This window comes from Candidatus Rhabdochlamydia porcellionis, from assembly GCF_015356815.2.
In the GTDB taxonomy this organism is placed as follows: Bacteria; Chlamydiota; Chlamydiia; order Chlamydiales; family Rhabdochlamydiaceae; genus Rhabdochlamydia; species Rhabdochlamydia porcellionis.
The window spans coordinates 1,404,720-1,426,102 of the sequence record NZ_CP075585.1; the positions used below are offsets into that span (position 1 = coordinate 1,404,720).

22 protein-coding genes and 1 pseudogene are annotated in these 21,383 nt (G+C 34.5%); 14 read left to right on the plus strand and 9 right to left on the minus strand.

Annotated features, from left to right (window positions below):
- Positions 1-65 precede the first annotated feature (65 nt).
- Together RHAB15C_RS06645 and RHAB15C_RS06650 are read left to right on the plus strand one after the other, a co-directional pair.
- Complete coding sequence (locus RHAB15C_RS06645; protein ID WP_194845123.1) at positions 66-1,307, plus strand: sugar phosphate nucleotidyltransferase; 1,242 nt, start codon at positions 66-68, stop codon at positions 1,305-1,307.
- Positions 1,307-2,050: a metallophosphoesterase gene (locus tag RHAB15C_RS06650; RefSeq protein WP_194845122.1), complete on the plus strand. Its 744-nt coding sequence runs from the start codon at positions 1,307-1,309 to the stop codon at positions 2,048-2,050. The genes RHAB15C_RS06645 and RHAB15C_RS06650 overlap by 1 nt, the downstream gene beginning before the upstream one ends.
- Here RHAB15C_RS06650 and RHAB15C_RS06655 read toward each other — a convergent pair.
- Positions 2,036-3,016 carry a hypothetical protein gene (locus RHAB15C_RS06655; RefSeq protein ID WP_194845121.1) on the minus strand — a complete coding sequence of 327 codons (981 nt, stop codon included), beginning with the start codon at positions 3,014-3,016 and terminating at the stop codon, positions 2,036-2,038. The genes RHAB15C_RS06650 and RHAB15C_RS06655 overlap by 15 nt on opposite strands.
- 100 nt (positions 3,017-3,116) lie before the next feature.
- Here RHAB15C_RS06655 and RHAB15C_RS06660 point away from each other — a divergent pair, with 100 nt between their 5' ends.
- A complete protein-coding gene (locus tag RHAB15C_RS06660; RefSeq protein ID WP_194845120.1) occupies positions 3,117-3,563 on the plus strand; it encodes a hypothetical protein in 447 nt (148 codons plus the stop codon).
- A 180-nt stretch (positions 3,564-3,743) separates the two neighbouring features.
- Here RHAB15C_RS06660 and RHAB15C_RS06665 read toward each other — a convergent pair whose 3' ends face one another.
- Complete coding sequence (locus RHAB15C_RS06665; RefSeq protein WP_194845119.1) at positions 3,744-4,592, minus strand: hypothetical protein; 849 nt, start codon at positions 4,590-4,592, stop codon at positions 3,744-3,746.
- Between the two features lie 350 nt (positions 4,593-4,942).
- On the opposite strand from RHAB15C_RS06665, the gene RHAB15C_RS06670 reads away from it, so the two are divergent.
- The 3 genes from RHAB15C_RS06670 (at position 4,943) to RHAB15C_RS06680 (ending at position 9,205) form a co-directional block, all read left to right on the plus strand.
- Positions 4,943-6,787: an OPT family oligopeptide transporter gene (locus tag RHAB15C_RS06670; RefSeq protein ID WP_194845118.1), complete on the plus strand. Its 1,845-nt coding sequence runs from the start codon at positions 4,943-4,945 to the stop codon at positions 6,785-6,787.
- Positions 6,788-6,857: 70 nt separating this feature from the next.
- Positions 6,858-8,015: a cation:dicarboxylate symporter family transporter gene (locus RHAB15C_RS06675; RefSeq protein ID WP_194845117.1), complete on the plus strand. Its 1,158-nt coding sequence runs from the start codon at positions 6,858-6,860 to the stop codon at positions 8,013-8,015.
- Between the two features lie 104 nt (positions 8,016-8,119).
- Positions 8,120-9,205: an isopenicillin N synthase family dioxygenase gene (locus tag RHAB15C_RS06680; RefSeq protein ID WP_194845116.1), complete on the plus strand. Its 1,086-nt coding sequence runs from the start codon at positions 8,120-8,122 to the stop codon at positions 9,203-9,205.
- Positions 9,206-9,312: 107 nt separating this feature from the next.
- Here RHAB15C_RS06680 and RHAB15C_RS06685 read toward each other — a convergent pair whose 3' ends face one another.
- From RHAB15C_RS06685 to RHAB15C_RS06695, 3 genes and pseudogenes are all read right to left on the minus strand, one after another.
- On the minus strand, positions 9,313-9,513 hold the full coding sequence (locus RHAB15C_RS06685) for a hypothetical protein (RefSeq protein ID WP_194845115.1): 201 nt from the start codon (positions 9,511-9,513) through the stop codon (positions 9,313-9,315).
- A gap of 2 nt (positions 9,514-9,515) precedes the next feature.
- Positions 9,516-9,743 (minus strand): annotated as a pseudogene (locus RHAB15C_RS06690) (transposase family protein); the annotation flags it as partial.
- A complete protein-coding gene (locus RHAB15C_RS06695) occupies positions 9,733-10,332 on the minus strand; it encodes an RING finger protein (RefSeq protein WP_194845114.1) in 600 nt (199 codons plus the stop codon). The gene RHAB15C_RS06695 and the pseudogene RHAB15C_RS06690, both read right to left, overlap by 11 nt.
- A 197-nt stretch (positions 10,333-10,529) precedes the next feature.
- Here RHAB15C_RS06695 and RHAB15C_RS06700 point away from each other — a divergent pair, with 197 nt between their 5' ends.
- On the plus strand, positions 10,530-11,108 hold the full coding sequence (locus tag RHAB15C_RS06700) for a type II secretion system protein (RefSeq protein ID WP_194845113.1): 579 nt from the start codon (positions 10,530-10,532) through the stop codon (positions 11,106-11,108).
- Positions 11,105-11,956, plus strand: a complete 852-nt coding sequence (locus RHAB15C_RS06705; RefSeq protein WP_194845112.1) for a hypothetical protein — start codon at positions 11,105-11,107, stop codon at positions 11,954-11,956. The genes RHAB15C_RS06700 and RHAB15C_RS06705 overlap by 4 nt, the downstream gene beginning before the upstream one ends.
- Here the strand turns inward: RHAB15C_RS06705 and RHAB15C_RS06710 are convergent.
- The 3 genes from RHAB15C_RS06710 to mutL are packed head-to-tail and all read right to left on the minus strand — an operon-like array spanning position 11,953 to position 16,521.
- The gene (locus RHAB15C_RS06710; RefSeq protein WP_194845111.1) at positions 11,953-13,749 is read right to left on the minus strand and encodes a sensor histidine kinase; all 1,797 of its coding nucleotides are present in this window, start codon (positions 13,747-13,749) and stop codon (positions 11,953-11,955) included. The two genes, RHAB15C_RS06705 and RHAB15C_RS06710, sit on opposite strands and share 4 nt — an antisense overlap.
- 23 nt (positions 13,750-13,772) lie before the next feature.
- Positions 13,773-14,846, minus strand: coding sequence for a M24 family metallopeptidase (locus RHAB15C_RS06715; protein ID WP_194845110.1), 1,074 nt, complete (start codon positions 14,844-14,846; stop codon positions 13,773-13,775).
- Positions 14,830-16,521 carry a DNA mismatch repair endonuclease MutL gene (mutL, locus tag RHAB15C_RS06720; protein WP_194845109.1) on the minus strand — a complete coding sequence of 564 codons (1,692 nt, stop codon included), beginning with the start codon at positions 16,519-16,521 and terminating at the stop codon, positions 14,830-14,832. The genes RHAB15C_RS06715 and mutL overlap by 17 nt, the downstream gene beginning before the upstream one ends.
- Before the next feature lie 280 nt (positions 16,522-16,801).
- On the opposite strand from mutL, the gene RHAB15C_RS06725 reads away from it, so the two are divergent.
- Entirely contained in the window at positions 16,802-17,185 is a 384-nt protein-coding gene (locus tag RHAB15C_RS06725; protein WP_194845108.1) for a hypothetical protein, read from the plus strand.
- Positions 17,186-17,468: 283 nt separating this feature from the next.
- On the plus strand, positions 17,469-18,668 hold the full coding sequence (locus RHAB15C_RS06730; RefSeq protein ID WP_194845107.1) for a hypothetical protein: 1,200 nt from the start codon (positions 17,469-17,471) through the stop codon (positions 18,666-18,668).
- 111 nt (positions 18,669-18,779) lie between these two features.
- Here RHAB15C_RS06730 and RHAB15C_RS06735 read toward each other — a convergent pair whose 3' ends face one another.
- Positions 18,780-19,040, minus strand: coding sequence for a hypothetical protein (locus tag RHAB15C_RS06735; RefSeq protein ID WP_194845106.1), 261 nt, complete (start codon positions 19,038-19,040; stop codon positions 18,780-18,782).
- A 106-nt stretch (positions 19,041-19,146) separates the two neighbouring features.
- Here RHAB15C_RS06735 and RHAB15C_RS06740 point away from each other — a divergent pair, with 106 nt between their 5' ends.
- The 4 genes from RHAB15C_RS06740 (at position 19,147) to RHAB15C_RS06750 (ending at position 21,369) form a co-directional block, all read left to right on the plus strand.
- Positions 19,147-19,350: an IS630 transposase-related protein gene (locus RHAB15C_RS06740; protein WP_194845105.1), complete on the plus strand. Its 204-nt coding sequence runs from the start codon at positions 19,147-19,149 to the stop codon at positions 19,348-19,350.
- Between the two features lie 54 nt (positions 19,351-19,404).
- A complete protein-coding gene (locus RHAB15C_RS07280; protein ID WP_246587532.1) occupies positions 19,405-19,548 on the plus strand; it encodes a hypothetical protein in 144 nt (47 codons plus the stop codon).
- Complete coding sequence (locus RHAB15C_RS06745; RefSeq protein ID WP_338140403.1) at positions 19,538-19,825, plus strand: transposase; 288 nt, start codon at positions 19,538-19,540, stop codon at positions 19,823-19,825. Before RHAB15C_RS07280 ends, RHAB15C_RS06745 begins: the two co-directional genes overlap by 11 nt.
- 299 nt (positions 19,826-20,124) lie before the next feature.
- Positions 20,125-21,369: a CCA tRNA nucleotidyltransferase gene (locus RHAB15C_RS06750; protein ID WP_194844649.1), complete on the plus strand. Its 1,245-nt coding sequence runs from the start codon at positions 20,125-20,127 to the stop codon at positions 21,367-21,369.
- Positions 21,370-21,383 lie beyond the last annotated feature (14 nt).

Here is a 21,383-nt window from a genome sequence, read left to right on the forward strand (position 1 = left end):
GACGATTAAATAGATTTATTAAAATCTGATGCTATAAACAATTTTAATATAATTTTAGACACTACATGGATATGTTCGCTTTTGCGCAAAATACCGACTGTATTATCCTAGCAGGAGGGCAAGGAACTCGTTTATTTCCTCTTACTCAAACCCGCTGTAAACCAGTGGTTTGCTTTGGCGGAGCTCATCGCTTAATCGATATTCCTCTTTCTCATTGCTTACATGCTAAATTAGACTCAATCTTTGTGATTACTCAATACTTAGCCTCTTCTTTGCAACAACATATTTATGAAACCTATCATTTCGATCAGTTTCATAAGAGCAACATTCAACTACTTTCCCCTGAAGAAACGCCTAAGCGAAAAGTTTGGTTTAAAGGAACTGCTGATTCTATTAGGCAAAGTCTTGAGCATTTTGAAGCCTCCTCTGCAGAGTACTTTTTAATTCTGTCAGGAGATCAACTCTACAATATGGATTTTAATAAGCTATTTGCCTTTGCAAAGGAAAGTAATGCCGATTTTATTATTGGTGCTTTAAGTGTTGGAGAACAAGAAGCAAAGCGTATGGGCGTACTCAATATTTCTACTAACAAGCAAGTTTTGGACTTTTTTGAAAAACCGTCTGATGCAGCCACTCTTAAACGATTTAGCCAATCAACTTTACAACCTAAATACCTAGGATCCATGGGTATTTATTTATGCAAAAGAGAAACTTTATTTAATTTGCTAAAAGAAGAAGGGGATGATTTTGGTAGACATCTTATTCCATTACAGGTGAATAAGGGAGGAACTTATTGCTATCAACATGAGGGATATTGGGAAGATATTGGCACTGTTCTTTCCTATTACAAAGCAAATTTAGCTCTAACTCAAAAAAACCACCTTGACGCCAAACCTATTTTTACTACCGCGCAACAACTACCTAGTACTTTAATTAGAGATACAAAAGTAATAGATTCCATTATTGCTCAAGGATCCATTAGTGAAGCTTCTCAAATTACCAATAGTGTCATTGGTATGCGCATTAAAATAGGCTCTGATAGTATCATTGACGCTTGCGTTTTGGTGGGAAATCTTAGTGCATTCCCTTCCCCTAGTACTCTGCCACAATATTGTTCTATCGGCAGAAACTGCATTTTGAAAAAAGTGATTGTCGATGAGCATACCATCATCGGTAATAATGTAACATTGACCAATCCAAATGCAATAAATCACCTAGACGCCTTTAAAGATCATGGTATTTATATTCGAGATGGGATTATCATCGTAACATCTGGAACAAAAGTTCCTGATGGGTTTACTATCTAATGAAAATTTGGGCTCTTGCAGATCCACACCTTTGTTTTGGCGCACCTAAAAAATCTATGGAGGTTTTTGGTCCTGCTTGGAAAAATTACACCGATAAAATCCATACAAATTGGCTAGAGTGTATTGAAAAAGAAGATTTGGTGTTGATTCCAGGAGATATCTCTTGGGCCATGCGTCTAAAGGAAGCTCTTATTGACTTATTCTGGTTAGATGCCCTACCTGGGCATAAAATCATTTTACGAGGAAACCACGACTATTGGTGGAGCTCAAAAGCAAAGCTTGCACAAGCTATGCCTCCTTCCATTCAATGTATTCACAATGATGCTATTCTATGGCAAGATATAGCCATCGGCGGCAGTAGGCTATGGGATACTTACGAATATCAATTTAATGACTATATCGAATTCAAAGAAAATCCCTTACTAAAAAAACCCTTAGAAGAGAGTGCTGAAAAGCAAGAAGTTATTTTTTTAAGAGAACTTGAGCGTTTGAAATTAAGCTTAAAACAGTTATCTCCTCTTGCACGTATTCGTATTGCGCTCACTCACTACCCTCCCATTGACCCCCGCTTAAATCCTTCTCGTGCTTCAGAAATTCTAGAACGATTTCAGGTACAATACTGCGTATTTGGGCATCTACACAATGTAAAAAGAAACGCACTTCCTTTTGGCACAGCTCGCGGAATTCACTATATTTTAACCTCTTGCGATTATTTAGATTTTAAACCTTTACGTGTTCTCTAATACTTCTTTAACTATATCCAAATAAACAGGATCTTTCTTGTTTAACAAGACCTCTACAGGATACTCTTTACGAGTATTCCTAATTTGAGAAATGCGTCTTTCTTCTTCTTCTAAGTCCATGTAATGATAATATTCAGTAATCATTTCAAGCACATCCTGAAATTGCTCCTCTATTTTCATAAAGAGAAGCGCTTGTTTGACTACTTTAAAGAAAAACTCTCGATTTCCCCGATAGGCTAAATAATCCATCAAAATCAAAAGGGATTCAAAATCGGGTTCTTCTTGTAAATACCCTAAAAATCGATCGAACATCAAAGAAGCAGATGGGGTACCCGTTGATAGAAATAAGCAGATTCTTAACGCTTCAAAGCGTTTTTTATGAGTTACATAAGGAGAAAATCCATCTAATAACTCAGAAGCGCCAACATAATTTTCTTCTATCATTTGATCAGCAATGTAATCGAGAATAAAACCTTCTAAATCATGAGCAGAATAACTACATGCATATAAAAAAATCTCTTCCGTAGACCCTTCTTTATCTGCTGCATTGTCAAGAATATCCTCCAAGGACTCTAGAGCTTCTTGTAGTTGATCAGCTTCTACCAAAGATCCACTATCATATGCCTCTATTAAACAATCTAATTGATCACAAAACAAAGAAATAGGTAGATTTTCTGGCAGGAGTCTACGCCACAACTCAAATAGCAAAAGATAGCATTTAGCTTGGTTTTCTTCCTCTTTTGGCCATATATGCTTAGTTAATTCTTCTGGACTATCAAATTGCTGAGCTTGTTCTACAAAACTTACCTCATCAAAAAAAACACCAAGCCTACCCAGACGTGTAAATAAAGTAGCAAGCTTCAATTCTCGTAAATCTTCTATCTGCCAGGGGGCAACTTGAGATTTAGGATTATTGTTGTGTTTTATTCGCAATAAATTATAGAGAGACTTTCCACGTAATTGCATATTACCATATCTGTTAAGAAAATATTAAGACTACTATGCGTAAAGATATTTTGTCAAATCTATACAAAAAAAAGGGATCAAAGGTAGATTAGAAAACGTTATGAAAATCAAGAAATACTCTTTCTTATTACTAGAGCTGTTGATCGCTTTATTTTTGCTTAGCACTATGATCCTACCTTTTGCTTATTTGCCTATAAAAGCTCTACAAAAAGAATATATATATCTACAAGAGCTGCAGCTACGTAGATTAGCTGATATCCAGTTTTCCGCTATTAAAAAAGATCTGTATTCCCAGGAAAAAAAATTTCTAGCTGTTCTATCAGCAAAAGGTTCAAAAGAAAAAATCGAGCTTTCAGCACCTAAATTGCTTATTTTAAAATTGGGCTCTTCTTCTAAGAAATTGATCATAAAAGAGTATGGATATACACATTTACAAGAAAAGAACCACTATTTGATTCGTTTTCTCATCGAGATATATCCAGAAAACGCAACAGCTAAAAAAAGATATTTCATTTACCAGCTCTTCATAAAAACTCGTACTATTTAAGCTATCTCTTTATTAGCTCTTTCTTCCTCTCCTTTTCCTTGCTATTCTCTCTTGTTTCCCTCTGATCCCTGCTCGAATTTCTGTTTTTGGAAGCCTTATGTCCATTTCCAGCAAGTCGAGTATTTCTAATGGACACCTATATAAGGCGAGGTTGAATTTGCTCTCACAATAGCTTCTCTTTCATACAGCACAAGGCTTGTACCCGTTAGGATCTTGTACAGGATCTACTAAAGACATTAATCCAATTGTACAAATATATGTATAGTCCTCGTTGTCTTCATCGTCATCAGAAGCTACAGGAATAATAGCCTCTTTCCTATATCTCTGGTCTAAATTTCTAAGACAGTTCTCTAATTGACTAGGAGAAAGATTTAGCAACCACATCAAATCTCCCCAAATTGTATCGTTTTGTATACAATGTTGGATAAAATGATCTGTTGCATTTGGTAAGTATTGTCGAATGATTTCTGCTTTATCTTCCTCTCGAAAAAACCAATCGGGGCTGATCCTTTGCCTAGCAAATGATTCATGAGTGGGCTCGTTGCAGAGCATATGCTTCCCAAAAAAAAAGCTTGTAGTAGCTATAACAGCATTTATAACTAGCAGAATAGCTAATCTACGCTGTCTTTCTCGATTTGATCGAAGCCAACCTAAAGGCTCCTCTCTAATGCTTATTAACCAGCAGTATTCAATTTTAGAGAATACCCAAATAATGAGGAAAGAGCTACTTTTTAAGAGGTTCATAGAAAATGTATAAGGCTTGTGGGTATAGCGATAAAAAACCAAAGAAATAACTGTTAAAACTGTATAAGCAATTGTTTCTACAATTGCTATTGGTACTATAACAAGAGAAGCTACTTGACCTACAACTGATTTTATAAATTGTACTTCTCGTAGTTTTGCAGTTTGCGACCTATATCTATTGAAAATAGATGCATACTCAATAGAATCAGACCAATTCCTTTCCCAGCCATCAGGATTCCTTAAGGTGTTTATCCCGCTTAAAATTATGCTAGAAGCACATCTCATATAAATTTCCTATTTAAATAAAAATTTACATAACAATTTAAATTAATAACAGCTCAATCTAAGAATGGTTTTTAAAAACCTAAGACAAATAGACAGCCCTTTTGTACATGTTCATAGAGGCTTACTCTTATGAAAAAGGTGATTTTCTTTAAAACTTTTAAATGGAATTTATCTTTAATAACTTAAGATGCAGGAGTATATCCTTCTATTTTTTCTTTGCGAAAAGTATACAATAAATGCAGAAAGAACTCTTGATACAATTGTTTAATAAAAACTTGAAATGGATAAAAAAAGAATAGTAAAAAATCTCTTTCCGCGGCATTTTCAAAAATAAATAAAGATTTTTTACAATGAAAAATATTACGGAAAAAGCACCTAGAGAATTCACTCTACGTGCCATCTTGCTAGGGATGCTACTTGGATTAGTCTTTGCAGTTGGTAATGCATATTTAGGTTTGAAAATCGGTACAACTGTCTCTGCTTCTATTCCAGCTGCTGTGTTATCTATGGCTATCTTACGCACTTTTTGCAAAAAAATATCTATTTTAGAAAACAACCTTGTACAAACCATCGCCTCTGTTGGAGAAGGACTGGCTGCTGGAGTAATTTTTACCGTTCCCGCACTCTTTTTTTTAGGAGAGCGTTTATCCGCTTGGCGCATTTTTATATTAGCTACATTAGGTGGAATTTTGGGTGTGTTGTTCATGATCCCCATGCGTCGTTACATTATTGTACATGAACATAAGAGGCTCCCTTTTCCAGAGGGAACTGCATGTGCTCAAATTCTACAGGCTAGAGATTCTTCTCCAAAAATGGCTTTTTTTGCCTTTTTAGGGATTATCTTAGGAGCTATTCATAAATGCTTTTCTGGAGCTTTTCAACTGCTAAAAGAAACTCCTAAATGGGTTCTACCTTTTTTTCAAAAAACAGAATTTAGTATGGATTGCACTACTGCATTACTTGGCGTAGGTTTCATCGTAGGTCCCCGTATTACCAGCTTGCTATTATGGGGAGGAGCTTTAGGATGGTGGATCCTCATTCCTTTAATCCAATTATTTGGCTCTAGCCAGACCGTTATTTTTCCAGCAACCATACCTGTTACACAAATGTCAGCTGAAGAGATTTGGGCAAATTATATTCGTTATATCGGCGCTGGTGCAGTAGCTATTGGAGGATTGATTAGTTTAATTAAGATTGCACCTATTATCCGTAAAACCTTCTCTGTTGGTTTAACAGAACTATTCCAAAGAATTCCTAGAAAAAACATACCAAGAACAGATCGGGATATTTCTCTTCGTTGGCTCATTATTGGATCTTTAGCCATTATTATCACTCTTTGGCTTTTTCCTGGATCTGTCATGAATTTAACGACTATCGTACTACTTTCTGTGCTAGGGTTTTTCTTTGTAGCAGTTACTTCACTAACAGTTGGTATAGTTGGAAGTACTTCTAATCCTGTTTCTGGCATGACCTTAACAACTCTTCTACTGACATGTTTAATTTTTGTCGCTATTGGTTGGACAGAGCGCATCTATTTGATTGCTGCATTAACCATGAGTGTAGTTGTCAATATTGCTATTGCTTTAGCAGGTACTACCTCTCAAGATCTAAAGACAGGTTTTTTACTTGGTGCAACTCCTAAATGGCAGCAGATTGCAGAGATTATCGGTATTCTCCTACCAGCTCTTGCCATTGGAACCACTCTATATTTATTAGATCAAGCCTATGGCTTAGGTTCTGCAGAGTTACCAGCTCCGCAAGCCACCATGATGGCTTTAATTGCAAAAGGAGTGATTCAAGGCAATATTCCTGTTACCTTAATTCTGGTGGGCGTACTTTTAGGTTTATCCATGGAATTACTTCGCTTACCTGTTTTGCCTTTTGCTTTAGGATTGTACTTACCCCTTTCTTTGAGCACAGCTATGATGTTGGGAGGAGTTGTTTCTTTTTTTGTGAAAAAAAGAGAAAAAACAGCACATATGACCACAGCTTCTGAAAAAGGTATATTAGCTGCTTCTGGTCTTGTAGCAGGAGATGCTTGTACAGGTGTGATCATCGCTCTGTTAACCGTACTTGGTGTTATCCCTGCAATAGAACATCCTTTTTTTTCTAACACAATTAGTTTAAGCGTTTTTCTTCTTCTTGCAGCAGGGCTTGGTGCCATTTGCTTTTATAAAAGAGACAAAATTTCTTGATACATAAAAAAATTTACAGTTGAGAGCAAAGCAGATTATGTGAGAAAATTCCCTCTAAAAGGATTTTTTCATGTTTCGTAAAATGCCAATCCTACTTTTGGCAATGATTCTTCTTATTCTCTCTATCGATCGGTTTATTCCTGTTTATCTCAAGCAGTTTATCTATTCTTTGAGCCTGTCTGTAAAATCTTTACTTATTTTTATACTCCCTATCCTTATTTTCATGCTGCTATTTAAAACGATTTCTCAGCTATCACGTACCGCTACAAAAGTGATTTTTTTTCTTCTTATACTCCTTTGCTGTTCAAATTTTTTATCAACAATAATTAGTTCCCAGATAGGAGCCATTATCTATCAATTGAATCTTTACATTAAAATGCCAACAGATCAAATAGCTCTTATGCCTATTTGGTCGCTTACTCTGCCTAAATGGATTGCTAATGATCATGCGATGTTTGCAGGGATTTTCTCCGGAATATTCTTTTCTCTTTTTAAACCAATGCTTGGTTTAAAAATTTCGCTCTATTTTGAAAAAGCAATTCAAAAAATGCTTAATTTTCTTAGCTTTGTGATCCCTATCTTTATCTCCGGGTTTGTCATGAAGTTGATTCACGATCAGCTTATTCATACAATTATTTATGACTATTCTCTTATTTTCATATTGGTAGCTATTTCTCAATTTATCTATATCGCATGTATCTATTTGATGGCTAATCGCTTTTGTCTATCCTCTTTTTTACATACGCTTAAAAACATGTTCCCAGCCGCTCTTACGGGATTTAGCAGTATGTCAAGTGCTGCTGCCATGCCTTTAACAATCATAGGCACTGAAAAAAATACTAAAAACCTTTCTTTAACTCGTCTAAGTACTCCTATAACGGTAAATACGCACTTAATCGGAGACTGTTTTGCTATTCCTATTTTTGCTTTTGCAGTTATGAAAAACTTTGGCATTCCTGAACCCACTTTTTTTGCTTACCTATTATTTGCTCTTTACTTTGTCATAGCAAAGTTTTCTGTAGCAGCTATTCCAGGTGGAGGAATTATTGTCATGCTACCTATCTTAGAGAGTCAACTAGGATTTACCACAGAAATGTCTTCTTTAATAACTGCTTTGTATATCTTATTTGATCCTGTCATCACCTGTGCAAACATATTGGGAAATGGAGGATTTGCATTAGTGCTTAATAAACTACCTGTTTTTTCTAAACTAGAAAAAATAAAGTAATATTTATAAAATGTTGCTACAGCTTTCATCTCATATACATTTAAAAAGAAAATGAAAGTTGCAAGATCAGTGTTTAGTAAACAAACAAAAAATTGAGGGCTGCAATGAGAAAAATCATCTTAACGATATTCATTTCATTTCTTTCAACTGTAATTGCATTTGATTCAACAATCCCAGTTCTCCATCTTCCTGACTTCTATAATGAATCAACGCGGATAGACTTTCTAAATAATCTTGAAAAAGCAGCATCTGAGGTTGGCTTTTTTGGTCTCACCGGTGCAGGTGTTGATATTGATCTTCTCGACCGTACTTATGATCAAATCATCGCATACTTTGATCGAGACGTTAATGAAAAAATGGCTATGAAAACAAATGATGGACAACGAGGATATGTTCCTGGAGAGTCAGCAAAAGGAGAAAATCGAATCGATTTTAAAGAATTTTTCCATGTCGGTAGAGAGCTCAGTAAAGAGGAATTAAAAAAGCTTAAATATTGCAAAAATGTATGGCCAGAAAGTCCAGCCGACTTTAGATCGACCATGATCGATCTTTTCCAAGCCATGGATAAATGTAAAGACGCCCTTGGAGATGCAATTACCGAAATTCTTCAACAAAGCCCTGGCTATATCAATGAAATGACTAGAGAGGGGGATTGCTTAATGAGAGCAATCCACTATCCCGCAAACCCCCCAGACAATGCAATTTGGGCAGGAGCTCATACAGACATCGATTTTTTAACAATCCTACCTCGTTCTACAGCCAAGGGACTCCAAGTACTCAATAAAGAGGGCAATTGGATAGATGTAGTCGTCCCCAATGAATCCCTTATCATTAACTGCGGAGATATGCTAGAAAATCTAACAAATGGCTACTTTAAAAGCTCCTTTCACCGCGTAGTAGATTCAGGCAGCGGAAAAGAGCGTTATTCTGTTGTTTTTTTTGTTCATCCTCGATCTGATGATCACCTAGATCCTTTATCCTTCTGCATAGAAAAAACAGGTGGAATAAGAAAATATGCAAATATTACCCGAATGGAGCTTCTTGCTGAAAGACTCATTGATTTAGGACTTGCTTCCAGTTCTTTAATGGAATTTTTTGTTCAATCTGGTGCGATTAAAAAACTCAAAGAAGTAGGTAGGTTCAGTCCAAAAGCTGAAAAAACACTTCTTGATGCAGGATTTGTTTTTTAACAAAATGTCCCTCTCAAAGCGAAACTATTTATTTTGAGGATTTACATTAGCACTTAATAAGCTATCCTGTTTTTGCTAATTTAGAAAAAACAGGATAGCAATGAGCCTTAAAGTCTGTCTAGAGCTTTTTTTGCTAATATAACTGCTACAACCCCACCCAAAATCCATGGAGTCCAAGAACGAGCAGATTGTAAAAAATTATTAGCCTTTTTGTGATAATGATCAGCTAAAGCATCCACGAAAATCTTATCTACTACTTTTTTAAGATGATTTGCTGAAATACGTATTAGATCTCTTGCATAACTCAATTTTAAAGCTCCCAATTATAAATTCCAGCTATAAGATTAAATCTTAAGCAAAAACGTTTCCGTCGATTTCTATAACGATCAGAGAGTATTTTAAACCTCTTAAGCAGGCCAATCACATTTTCATTAATAGAGCGCTCTCTAGCTAGATATTGGTTGTTGCATTTATCTTCTTTTGTTAGGGGATTTTTTTTAGTTCTCCTTTTGGGCATTTGTGTTTTTTTATGAAGCTTTAACACCTTTTTGCTTAATTTTATCTGGCCAATTTTCAAAGGGAATGTTTCTCCATCTTTTTGCTTCTCCATCCACAGATCTTAAAGCTTGATCTCCTGTTAGCATAGCTGCTAAAATGTGCAAAACAGTTGCTTTTAAATTTTCTTTAATCTCCACATTTTTTATAATCAAATCACCAATAGCCTGAGAGAAATCTGGTCTCCGCCCTTCTCCTTCCACTTTAAATGAATTAGATAAATCATGAAGAGAAATGTATAAGCTAGAAAGAACAGAAATAGCCTCTACTACCTCACCATCGTAATTATAATCCTCTCTAATTTCTTCAAGTCTTTCCTGGAATATTTCCTGATTAGCAAAAATATTTGCAGCTCGAGCAGATAAAGCAACTTTTTGATTACAATAGCAACAAGCTAGATCTCTTTGTTCATTTTCTTGATATCTTAAAGATTGTGCTATACAACCAATATGATAGAAATGATGACATGCTAGTTCAACAATCTTAGTCACATCAGATATTTCCTTCCCTTGATAATCTTCGTGGCATATTGCGCATGTTTCTTGAGTAGTATTCGAAATAGAAACAGTCATGATTATTCTCCTGGTAAATTATTTAAAATAATTAATTCAAAAATGAAAACTATCTCTTTTACAAATTAACAAACAAAATATTCTTAAAAGACCTACAAAAGCTTGCATCAGAGCAATTAATTCCTATTGAGGAATCTTATTTATCTTAAATATAGAAATAATTTAAGATCATTATCTGCTTTAAGGATGACTTAAAAATGCCTAAGAAAAAACACTCTATTACCTTATTAGAAGTTTTAATTGGTTTGGTTCTAGCAGGAATCATATTGAGTTTTTTATTTTCCTTGCTTAGACAAGCTCTAGAGAAAAAGCAAGAGATCACTCAGCTAAAACAAACGATTTTTTCTCGTGAAATGATGCGATTGAGAATAAATCAAATCATAAATTCTCTTACTAAAAACGAATTTGGCATCTGCACAGATTCCTATGAAAATCATCCTGCATTATCCTTTTGCTATAATAATAAAGATAAAGATATAAATCTTTGTGGAACGATCCATTCTATGCTTTATGTAAATGAATATAAGCAGCTTGTTTTAAATACTTTTTCTAAACAAGACAGTAAAAGAGATGAGGTCTTATTAGAAAATGTCCACGTTTTTACCTTTGAACTATTTGATCAAACAAAAGCTACTTGGGAATCTGAGTGGTTGAAAACAAAAGCACAACTTCCTGAAATGGTTCGCTTACACTTAAAAATAGATCAGGATGTCTATGATCTAGTATTATTTGTTACAGAACCAAAAAATCCTATTATCTATGGTGTAAAATCATGAATGTACTCCCTTTTATTTTTGCGATTTTTGCAATCTTTACCTTCCTATTCAACTCCTTATTAAAGAATACAAAAGAGACAGGGATATTAACACATGGAATAGAAGATTTTTATCAGCTGCAACAAAAATATCTCAATGGTGTAGCAGGTCTTAGCTATAAATCTCTTACAATACAAAAACAAGGAAACTTGCCTAAAACTCCAATAAACCGCAGAACGGAATACAAGTCTCCTCGTTTTTCACAAGCGCTCAAAGGGTCACAATTGAATTTGTATCCTTTGATTCAAGAACAAAAACCTCAAAACCATCCTTTTTATGCTATTACAGCTAGGCTTTTATGTCTGATCTACCCAGCCATATTGCCCGATAACCAAGCTGCATGTGCTTTGTTAGATGCTTTGCTTGCTAAAGCAAAAACACTAAACGAACCTATTTTGAACGAACTTATGCCAGAAGATCCTCTTCTACAGGAGAGCTATTATAAAATCATTCAAGGAACTAACCAATATGATATTAAACAAAAAAAAGGGATCCCACCACTTGCCGATTTTTTAATGATTTATAAAAACGAGGCTTGTTGCTATTTATGCTCTGCTCATTTTCTTGTTTTACAAGCAATGTTTGGAGAGGATTTTACCCATACAATTATTGCAGGTGAAAAGAAGAAGTGGGAGAGTGGGAAAGCAAAGCTATTCAACAAACAGGAACTAGAATCTTTGATTAAACAATACCCAACAGAAACAGCCTTGTATGAAACCATCAAAAAATATTGCCGAGCACAATTAAATCAAAAAAAGGCAGTTTCTAAAAAAACCCAAAACGGAATCAGTTTTAGAAAAGAATCTTAAACAGGTAGTATCCGTTTTAGCTTAGGTAACAAAATAGTAAAGGTAGTCCCTACACCCATCTCAGATTTCACCGAAATAACCCCATGATGGTTTTCGATAATTGTTTTTACAATAGAAAGACCTAATCCAGCTCCTCCTAAACGTCTTGAATGTGCCTTATCCACGGTGTAAAATCTCTCAAAAATATGCTCAAGATCTGCTGCTGGAATGCCAATTCCCTTGTCTTGAATGGTAATAGAGATCTCTTCTGAAGCTTGTGTAATTTGCACCAAAATCTCAGCAGGAGAAGGAGAGTATTTAGCAGCATTATCCAATAAGTTAATAATTGCTAATTCTAAGATATCTGGATCAGCTGCTACAAGAATCGATTCTTCATTTTTTTCAATGCGAATCTTTGCTTTTTCATAAATGGACAATACAACTTGGCGACAGGTTTCTACAATAGCTACTACATCACACTCTGTAAATCGAGAGGGAGGAAGGTTTTCTAAATCAGCTAGAGTTAATAGATTTTTGACCAAGCTATCCATACGCTGACAATTACGAACAATTTTTTCCGTGATTTCTATAACAACATCACGCGGTAGATCTGGCAAATCTTGCAGGGTTTCTGCAAAGCCTGTAATAATAGTAATAGGAGTGCGTAATTCATGAGAAGCATTTGCTATAAAATCTTTCCCCATCTCTAGTACTTTGTAGTGACTAGTCTTATCTTGTAGAACTACAATAGCCCCGCTTCGATGATTTTTAGGAGCTGCAATAAGATCGATATATTTCTTCTTTCCATTGATAACGATCATGGAATCGGTTAATAAAGCACGCTTTTTTTGACAGCTTTCTAGCAGTTGTCTACATCTATTGAGTAGCTTAGCATTAGGTATTTCTTCTAAAGCAAAGGTAAACACATTTCCTAATACCTCTTTTTTAGATAATCTTAGCATTTTACTAGCCATAAAATTAATATAGCGAATATGCATCTCTGCATCTACTGCAATAACTCCTTCTCCTAGAGAATCTAAAATGGCTTCTTTTTCATTTCTCTCATCAACAATTTGTTTAATGTGAAGACGCAAGTGCTCTGAAAGAGAATTTAATGTTTGTGCTAATTGGTAAAATTGATCTTTTTCATCAATAGAATCGCTCAATACAATTGGATTAATGACGGTTTCTACTCCTAATTGATAGGGTTTGATCGCACGAATAATCTGTTGAATAGGATAATTAATCCGATGGAAAATCAGCCAAGTAATTGCAGCAAAAAATAACATGGCCAGAAAGCAGAAAGCTAAAAACCACATTTCAAATTCACGAGTAAATTCATGCATTTGAGAAAAGGGAATAGCTGTTCGCAAAATATATGTTTGATTATTTACATGAAAAGGCAATGTAATATACGCTAGCTTTTCTGCTTCTTGCTTATTATAGCCTATAAAATACACAATTTTGTGACCTAAAGCATCTACAACCTCTGAGTTCGTTAAAGGGTTTATTTCTTCTTTTTCAATCACTTGCTTTAAAGAAGAATCATATAAGGCTTTGCCTTTATCATTAAAAAGAGAAACATGAAAAAAAATATAATCATCTGCATCTTGTAGAAGAGTTAAAATTTGTTGTTCATTTCTTGCTTTATCTAATAAATTCACAAGATAAGAAGTGCTTACATGTAAACTATTAAATACGATTCTTTGCACTGATTTAGTAATAAACGGAAAAGCAAAAGCAATGAACACCACAAATAAAAAAATATGACTGAGTATAATTTTTTGACGAAATCCAAGCTTATTTTTCATCATGATTTATAGATTTTTTTTACAGATTATTCATCTGGATCAATGGGATAAAAGAAACGATACCCTTCTTCTGTAATAAGAACCATATCTTCATATCGCACTCCACCAATATCTGGTAGATACAATCCTGGTTCAATTGTTACAACCATATTCTTTTGCAAAATCACTTGTGCCTCCTTTCCTTGATGAGAAATTCGAGGAAATTCGTGAGTTCTTAAGCCAATTCCATGACCTAGACTATGCACAAAAAATGACTCTAAATCATGTTTTTTAAATATCGCTCGCGTTGCTAAATCAAGTTCTGCAAGTGTGGTTCCTGGAGCGCAAAGATCTAAAGCAGCTTTTTGAGCTTGCTTTACAATCTGATATAAATAAGAAAGCTGCAAGTGCGGTTCCTCAAAAAAAACAACTCTTGTCATATCGGAATGATAGTAATCAACAACTACTCCAATATCTATTAAAACGATATCTTTTGATTGCAAAGCAACATTTTGGCTATGGTAATGAGGCATTGCACTATTTTTACCAAAAGCAATAATGGGTTCAAAAGCCAAACCATCCGCTCCTTGCTGCAGACAGAAGATCTCAAATTCTTTAGACAATTCTTTTTCTGTAATCCCTACTTTTAAAAGAGAACAAATATGAGAAAAGCCTCGTCTTAAGAGTTGAGCACTCATGGTAATTTTCCCAATCTCAACCGCATCTTTAATTGCTCTTACATTTTTAAGTAAATTAGGGTGAGCAATAAACTCCTTATTATACTTCTGCAATTCAAGATATCTTTCATAAGATATCTTTTCAGAATCAAAGGCTATTTTTTTTAACAAGCTATGCACAAGAAATTCTTCCCAGGCAACAGGTTGATCTCTTTCAACTTTTACAACTACTTTTTCTATAGCTGATTGAAAATATCGATCATCTACAAGTAATAGCTGTTTTTTTCGAGTCAACAAAAGAGCCCCTTTAGATAGGGATAAACCGGTCAAGTAATAAAGATCTACGGGATCTTCAATTAAACACGCTTCTATAGAACTCTCTAATTGCTCCCATAACCTAGCTACTCTTTTCAAAAAAATTTCCTTTTCACTTAAACCAATCATCTATTTGTACCTGTGTAATACAGCTTATAATTCTTTTTCCTAAAGGGCAAAAAAGAGGGTCTGGCAAACAAAGCAACTGCTTCACTAATCTCAAGGCTTTATCTTGTGAAAATGGCTGCTTATTTTTACGAACCCATCTACATAAAATAGCTGCATATTTTCTATTTCCCTGCTCTTTGCTACCTTGCAGACACTCTAATATGAGGTCTCTTACTTGATCTTGTTTCATAAATTCTGGTATAGCCTCTATCAAAAAAGCAGCCTCGCCAATGGGATAAACCTTCAAACCTAGTTGATGCAACTCATTTAATATGCACAATATTCCTTCGCCTTCTGCTTTGGAAAAAACTACAGTGTCAGGTAACAATAAAGTTTGAGATCCCTTAGGTTCTTGATTTTTCAACATTTCATCGAATAAAATCTTTGATTCTGCTGCATATAAATCAACTCCTATCATGGCTATGGCCTTTTTTGCCTCTACTATTTTCAATAAAGTGGATTGGGGATGTAAAAAAAGATAATGAGAAAACAACCCTATGACCTCAAGAGTATTTTCTATAAATGATTCTTGTTTGAATTTGGGTAAAGAATCATATAAAACATGTGCAAATGGTTCTTTTCTCCAAAAAGAGCTTTCTTGATGCTCAGACGAAATAGACATGGATACACTAGGCTGGTTTCTACTCCTTTGTTCTAATGCCCTTTCCACAGCTAATCGAATCAAGTTTTTCGTATATTTTTCCTCTTTTAAACGAATTTCTTTTTTTTGTGGATGGACATTTACATCTATTAAATGAGAAGCCATTGTACAATGCAGAACAAACAAGGGATGACGATCTTTTTCAATTCGTGTAGAAAAAGCGTCTCGCACCGCATAACTAAAACTGGGGCAAACAACAACTCGACGATTGACAAATAGGTACTGCCCCGAACGATTTACACGCACTCTTAAGGGAGAAGCCACAAATCCCATTACCTCATAGTTCTCTTGCTTATGCGCAATTACATGAATATCCTCTACAAAATCATCGCTAAGCAGAGTTTTAGCACGAGCAAGCATTTCTTCTTGTCTATTTTCAGAAGCACAAAAATCAAAGACTCTCTTATCTTGATGCCATAGAGAAAGCCCTATTTCTGGATAAGCTAAACTCAAAAAGGTCATTAATTTGGTAATTTCTGCACTACTTGCAGAAACGCTCTTTTGAAATTTTTTGCGTGCAGGAACATTATAAAACAAAGAACGCACCTCTATGCTACTCCCTTTCAATCTAGGAGCAGGATCTATGGATAAAACTCTACCAGCTTCTACTTCCAGTTTAAGCCCCACTAATTCATAAGAAGTAGTTAATGTAACTTTAGAAATAGCAGCAATTGAAGAAAGTGCCTCTCCCCTAAATCCCATTGTAGATAAATAAGATAAATCTTCTACTTTCTGAATTTTAGACGTAGCATGACGCGTAAAGCAAAGTAAAGCATCCTCTTGGCTCATGCCTGACCCGTTATCACTAACAATAATGCTTTGAAACCCTCCACTAAAGATTTCTACCTTAATTTGAGATGCTCCAGCATCAACAGCATTTTCTACTAACTCTTTTACCACTGATGCTGGATTCTCTATTACTTCTCCTGCAGCAATCTGATTAATAGTTTGTTCATCTAAAGTTCTGATTTTCATATAACTTCTAAAAAAATGATATGGATAGATTAACAAATAGTAAAAGAACAAGACATAAAATAACACATCTGATCTCTCCTCTATTTTCTTTCTAAAGGCAACCTCTCATAAAAATTGTAGAAATTACGCACTTCCTTAGGATTGTAAAATAGATACGTGTTTACGTGTTGCACTCTCAATATATTTTAAAAATCTTACAATTGACTTAAATAAATATTTATTTGATATTTATTTTTTATTTTTATAAATATTTCTTAACAAAAAAAATAGGAAGATAAATATGTCTATTTCAGATTTCCAAGCCACCTGCCATACATATCATTTCTCTACTTCTTTTTGCATTGCAAAAGAAGAGACTATACTTCCAAAAATCCCCCTAACACAAAAGTATATTATTAAGTTTTGGAGAAAACACGGAGTAGATTTTAATGCTCAACAAGTTTTATTCGATACATCTGTTTGTTTTGATCCTAAGAATAAAAAGATCCTATTCCCGAATGAAGAAATCCTTAAAAAGCTAGATACAGAAATTAGAAGTTGTGTTTCTTCTCTATTGTCTTGTTTAAAAACAGAACCTCTTCCTATAACAAAAAAAAGGGTTGAATGTATACTTGGCAACACCGTAGTTGTATTATCTAACCCTAGGGTCTTCCAAGAAGTCTAATGTTTCTATACTTATTTTTTATAGTTACTATATAAAATTTAAAAAACATACAAATAAAAAAACCCATTTAATTAATTCATCTTTATGATTTAATTAAATAAAGGAGCATAAATTTTAAACTGTTTCACTAATAAAAATACAGTTGCTAGAATTAATCTCTACTCATTCTAAATACAATTGAAAATATAGCTACTTAAAATAAGTAACTAAATATTGACACTTTCCTCGTTACAAATCTTTGCCTCTCAAACTAGCAGCAATAAATCTTATAAACAAGGAACCTATGTCAGATATCATAAATTCTACTTCTCAATCTATACCAGATTCTTTTAAAGAGCAAAACATTGCTCAAGAAGAGATAAAACAATCTCTAATAATTTCGGAAAATTTAAAAAAGCCTGAACAACTAAAAAAACAACCTTTACCAAATTTCAAAATAAAACCTATGATTCCACCTGATATGCCTTTAAATAAACAGAATCTAGAAGAGATCGAAAAAGAGCTCTCTATTCTAGAAAGCTTATCACCAAAACAAAGATCAAAATTTTCTGATCAGTTAATGCAAAAAGAATTTATGTTTATTGATCCTCTCATAGAACAAAAATTTTCTCAATTGGCATCTATATCACCTAAAGAACTAAAACCACTTATTAAGCAATTAAAAGAAAATATCAGCCAGCTCAAAAAAACAGCCAATAAACTAAAAGAGCTAGATCCAAAAAAAGCAGATCTTATCTTAAATACTCTACAAGAAATTAGTAATATAGAGACTGAATACACTTCTCTAAAGCAACAAAAAAAGCTCATTAATCAATTGGAAAAACAAACAGCTTCTTTAATGGAAAATCAACAATTAGAGCCTAAAATAGGCAATGTGCTTTTACTCTTTCTAGCTTTTGCTAAAAGCCAAATGGATCAAAACGATAAAACCATGTTAGCAGGCATAGAACAAACAAAAGTAAAAACAGCTCAGTTAGAGATTAACGCTGAAGCAATAAAAAATCAGGCTAATCAGTCCGTGCAAGGTCGCCATATGAGCGCAGCAAGCGCAGCAATACTTACTATAGCGGTATTCGGTCTTTGCTTTCTAGCTCTAACAGGCATAGGAGCTCTAGCTGGGATGGGACTTTTAAGTGGAACGCTTGCAATAGGAGGTGGGCTTATGGGCTCGTCTTCTTTGGCAGCAGGAATCACTTCAGGATTAATTACTGGTTTATCAGCTGGCAGCATCTGTATTGCAGCTTACAAAAATCCAGAACTACCAAGCCTTGAATGGATGACAGAATTAGGTCCTGAAGATAAAAAGCTCATGCTCTCCCAAAACCTAATTAATTTTTTTAACACCCAAACACAAAAAATTAACTCTCAGTTAGGTGCTACTGAAAAAATGTTTGTGGAGAATACTTCCGATAGATCTGCGCAACTAGGCCAGCAATCAGGACAAGCAATTACTGAATTTGGACAAATGATGAAAGCAGGATAAATCATTTTTGGGGTTATCTTTATTTTAATAAAGATAACCCCATTTGAGTCTGTTCTGAAAGCTAATACAAATGATAAATTAAATCGTAAAAGAGATCAGAAAACAAAATTCTTATTGATCTGTTTTTTCGTTTTGAGGAATTTTTAGAGAGGATCTGATCATTTCTAAAAGCCTTTCAATAAAGCTTGTTCGCATATCAACAGCAGTAAGTTTATTTTCCATATTGCTAATACGATTTTCTATACTGCTAATGCGATTGTCCATTTTTTCAATCCTTGCATCCATTCTGTGAACCATCCAAGCAAATCCACTAATCGTTGGAACTAGAATGCTTATAATGAAGCCAAACGCTGGAAGCCAATCTGTGCTCATGTCCATACTCACCTTTTTATTATATTAAGAAAACCAAACAATACAGTGGCAAATAGGTTAACACATACTATAGCAATTTAACTTTAAACTTTCACGACAAAGAAGTATGATGCTTACATGGCATATTCCTATCTTTGGAGTGACGGCGCGTAGCATATTTAATTGGATCAAGAGAAAAGAACAAAGGCCCTTAGCTCCTAATAAAACAAGAAAAAGACGTCCTAATAAAATTGAAGGAGAAAAGCTAAAAGCGTACCTTCAAGAAAATCCGGATAGCTACTTAAAAGAAATAGCCGAAAGATTACTTTAAAAAAAGACGCCCTTCTATCAAGAAAGAGATGATGAGAAAAGAGAGTAGAGGAAATTGCTGAAGAAGATCGAGTTTATGTCGATGAAAGTGGGATTAATGAATATCTTCAAAGGAAGAATGCGAGAGCACCCAGAGGGGAAAAAGCGTATGGTCTGTATCAGGAAATCGTTATCACAGAGAAAGTTTTATAGCAGTTAAGAATCGATCAAACATTTTAGCACCCTTTTGTTATACAGGAACATGTAATACCCAGTTGTTTAACATGTGGCTCGAACAAATACTCATCCCTGAGCTAAAACCTGGACAAGTAGTTATTTTGGATAATGCGAGTTTTCATAAGTCCAAAGAGAGTTTAGAAATCATTAAAAGAGCTAGATGCGAAGTATTATTTTTGCCTCCCTATTCTCCTGATTTGAATCCTATCGAAAAGTTTTGGGCACATTTTAAGAAAAGAGTAAAAGAAGCCTTAACCTGATATTCAAACCTTGCAGAAGCTATTGATCAATCTTTTTTACAAGTGTGTAGTTAATGGAAATTTTAAATTCAAATCACTATAATATAATGAGTCCATGTATAGAATTATCCGTCATTTCAATTCTCTATTTTGTAACAACATATTTATCTCTGGTTATCATCCGTTAACATAAGCGAAATAGGAAAATCTAACTTGATAAGAGCAACAAGCTCTCTCTATATGATAAAGTATAACATATTTGAACTGTCTTTGAAAAAGAGATAAAAGTAACATTAGGTAAAGAAGCTAAATTGTCTATTATGCGTAATTTTGCACTTGCTAAACAAATTGTACAAACCCTTGTAAAAGCTGGATTTACTACCTATTTTGCAGGGGGTTGGGTACGTGATTACTTGATGAATCATCCTTCTGATGATATAGATATTGCAACTGAGGCTCCAGTAGATGTCATCCAAAAGATTTTTCCTAAAACAATCCCAGTTGGATTAGCTTTTGGAATTGTTATTGTGGTTGTTGAAGGACATCAATTTGAAGTAGCTACTTTTCGCAAGGAAAAAGCCTATGTAGATGGAAGACGCCCTACTCATGTTGAGTCCGCTACTCCTGAAGAGGATGCGCTGCGTCGGGATTTTACTATTAATGGTTTGTTTTGGGATCCTCTTACAAAAACGCTATATGATTATGTAGAAGGACAAAAAGATCTCACCTTAGGAATCATTCGTGCTATTGGAGATCCGCATGCTCGTTTTTTAGAAGATCGATTGCGTATGATACGAGCTGTACGCTACTCCACTCGCTTTAATTTCACTATTGAGATAGAAACCGACCAAGCTATTATCGCTCATGCAAAAAGCTTATTTCCTTCTGTTGCTATCGAGCGTGTATGGCAAGAGTTTCATAAAATAGCTCGATTTGGAAAATTAGATATCAGTTTTTTAGAGCTATATAGACTAGGTTTATTAACGACCATTTTTCCAGAGCTTCAAAAGCTAAAACTACAAGAACTAGAAAAAAAAGTAGAGCCTTTTAAAAGATTTCCTAAAAAAACTCCTGTCATTGCTTATATATTAGAGCTATTTCCTAATCGGTCTTTGGAAGAGCTATTATCTATCTGTGAGTATCTCAAATTATCTCGCATAGAAAAGAATTTCACTTTGTTTCTTCACCGTACAAAAAAAATGCTATCTATGCCTAAAGATTGGCTCTCTAAAATAGAACTTGTTGAGTGGGCGCATTTTTATGCAGATCCTCAGTCCCACATTTGTTTGCAGATTTTTGGAAGCGGTTTACCCAATAGAGAAAGAAAAATTTTTTTTGATTTTCATCAGCAAAAACAGTACTTATTGAAAAAAGCTATTGAAAGAATTCAAAAAAAACAACCCCTTGTTACTTCTAGCTCTCTTAAAACAGCAGGAATAGCCCCAGGTAAACAGATGGGCCTTTTATTACAAGAAGCTGAAAAGATCTCTATTAACCAACAGATTGAAGATCCACAAGAAATCATTTCCCAGCTAAAAAAAATGCCTTTTTGGAATCATTTATGAAATTCTTTTATCTT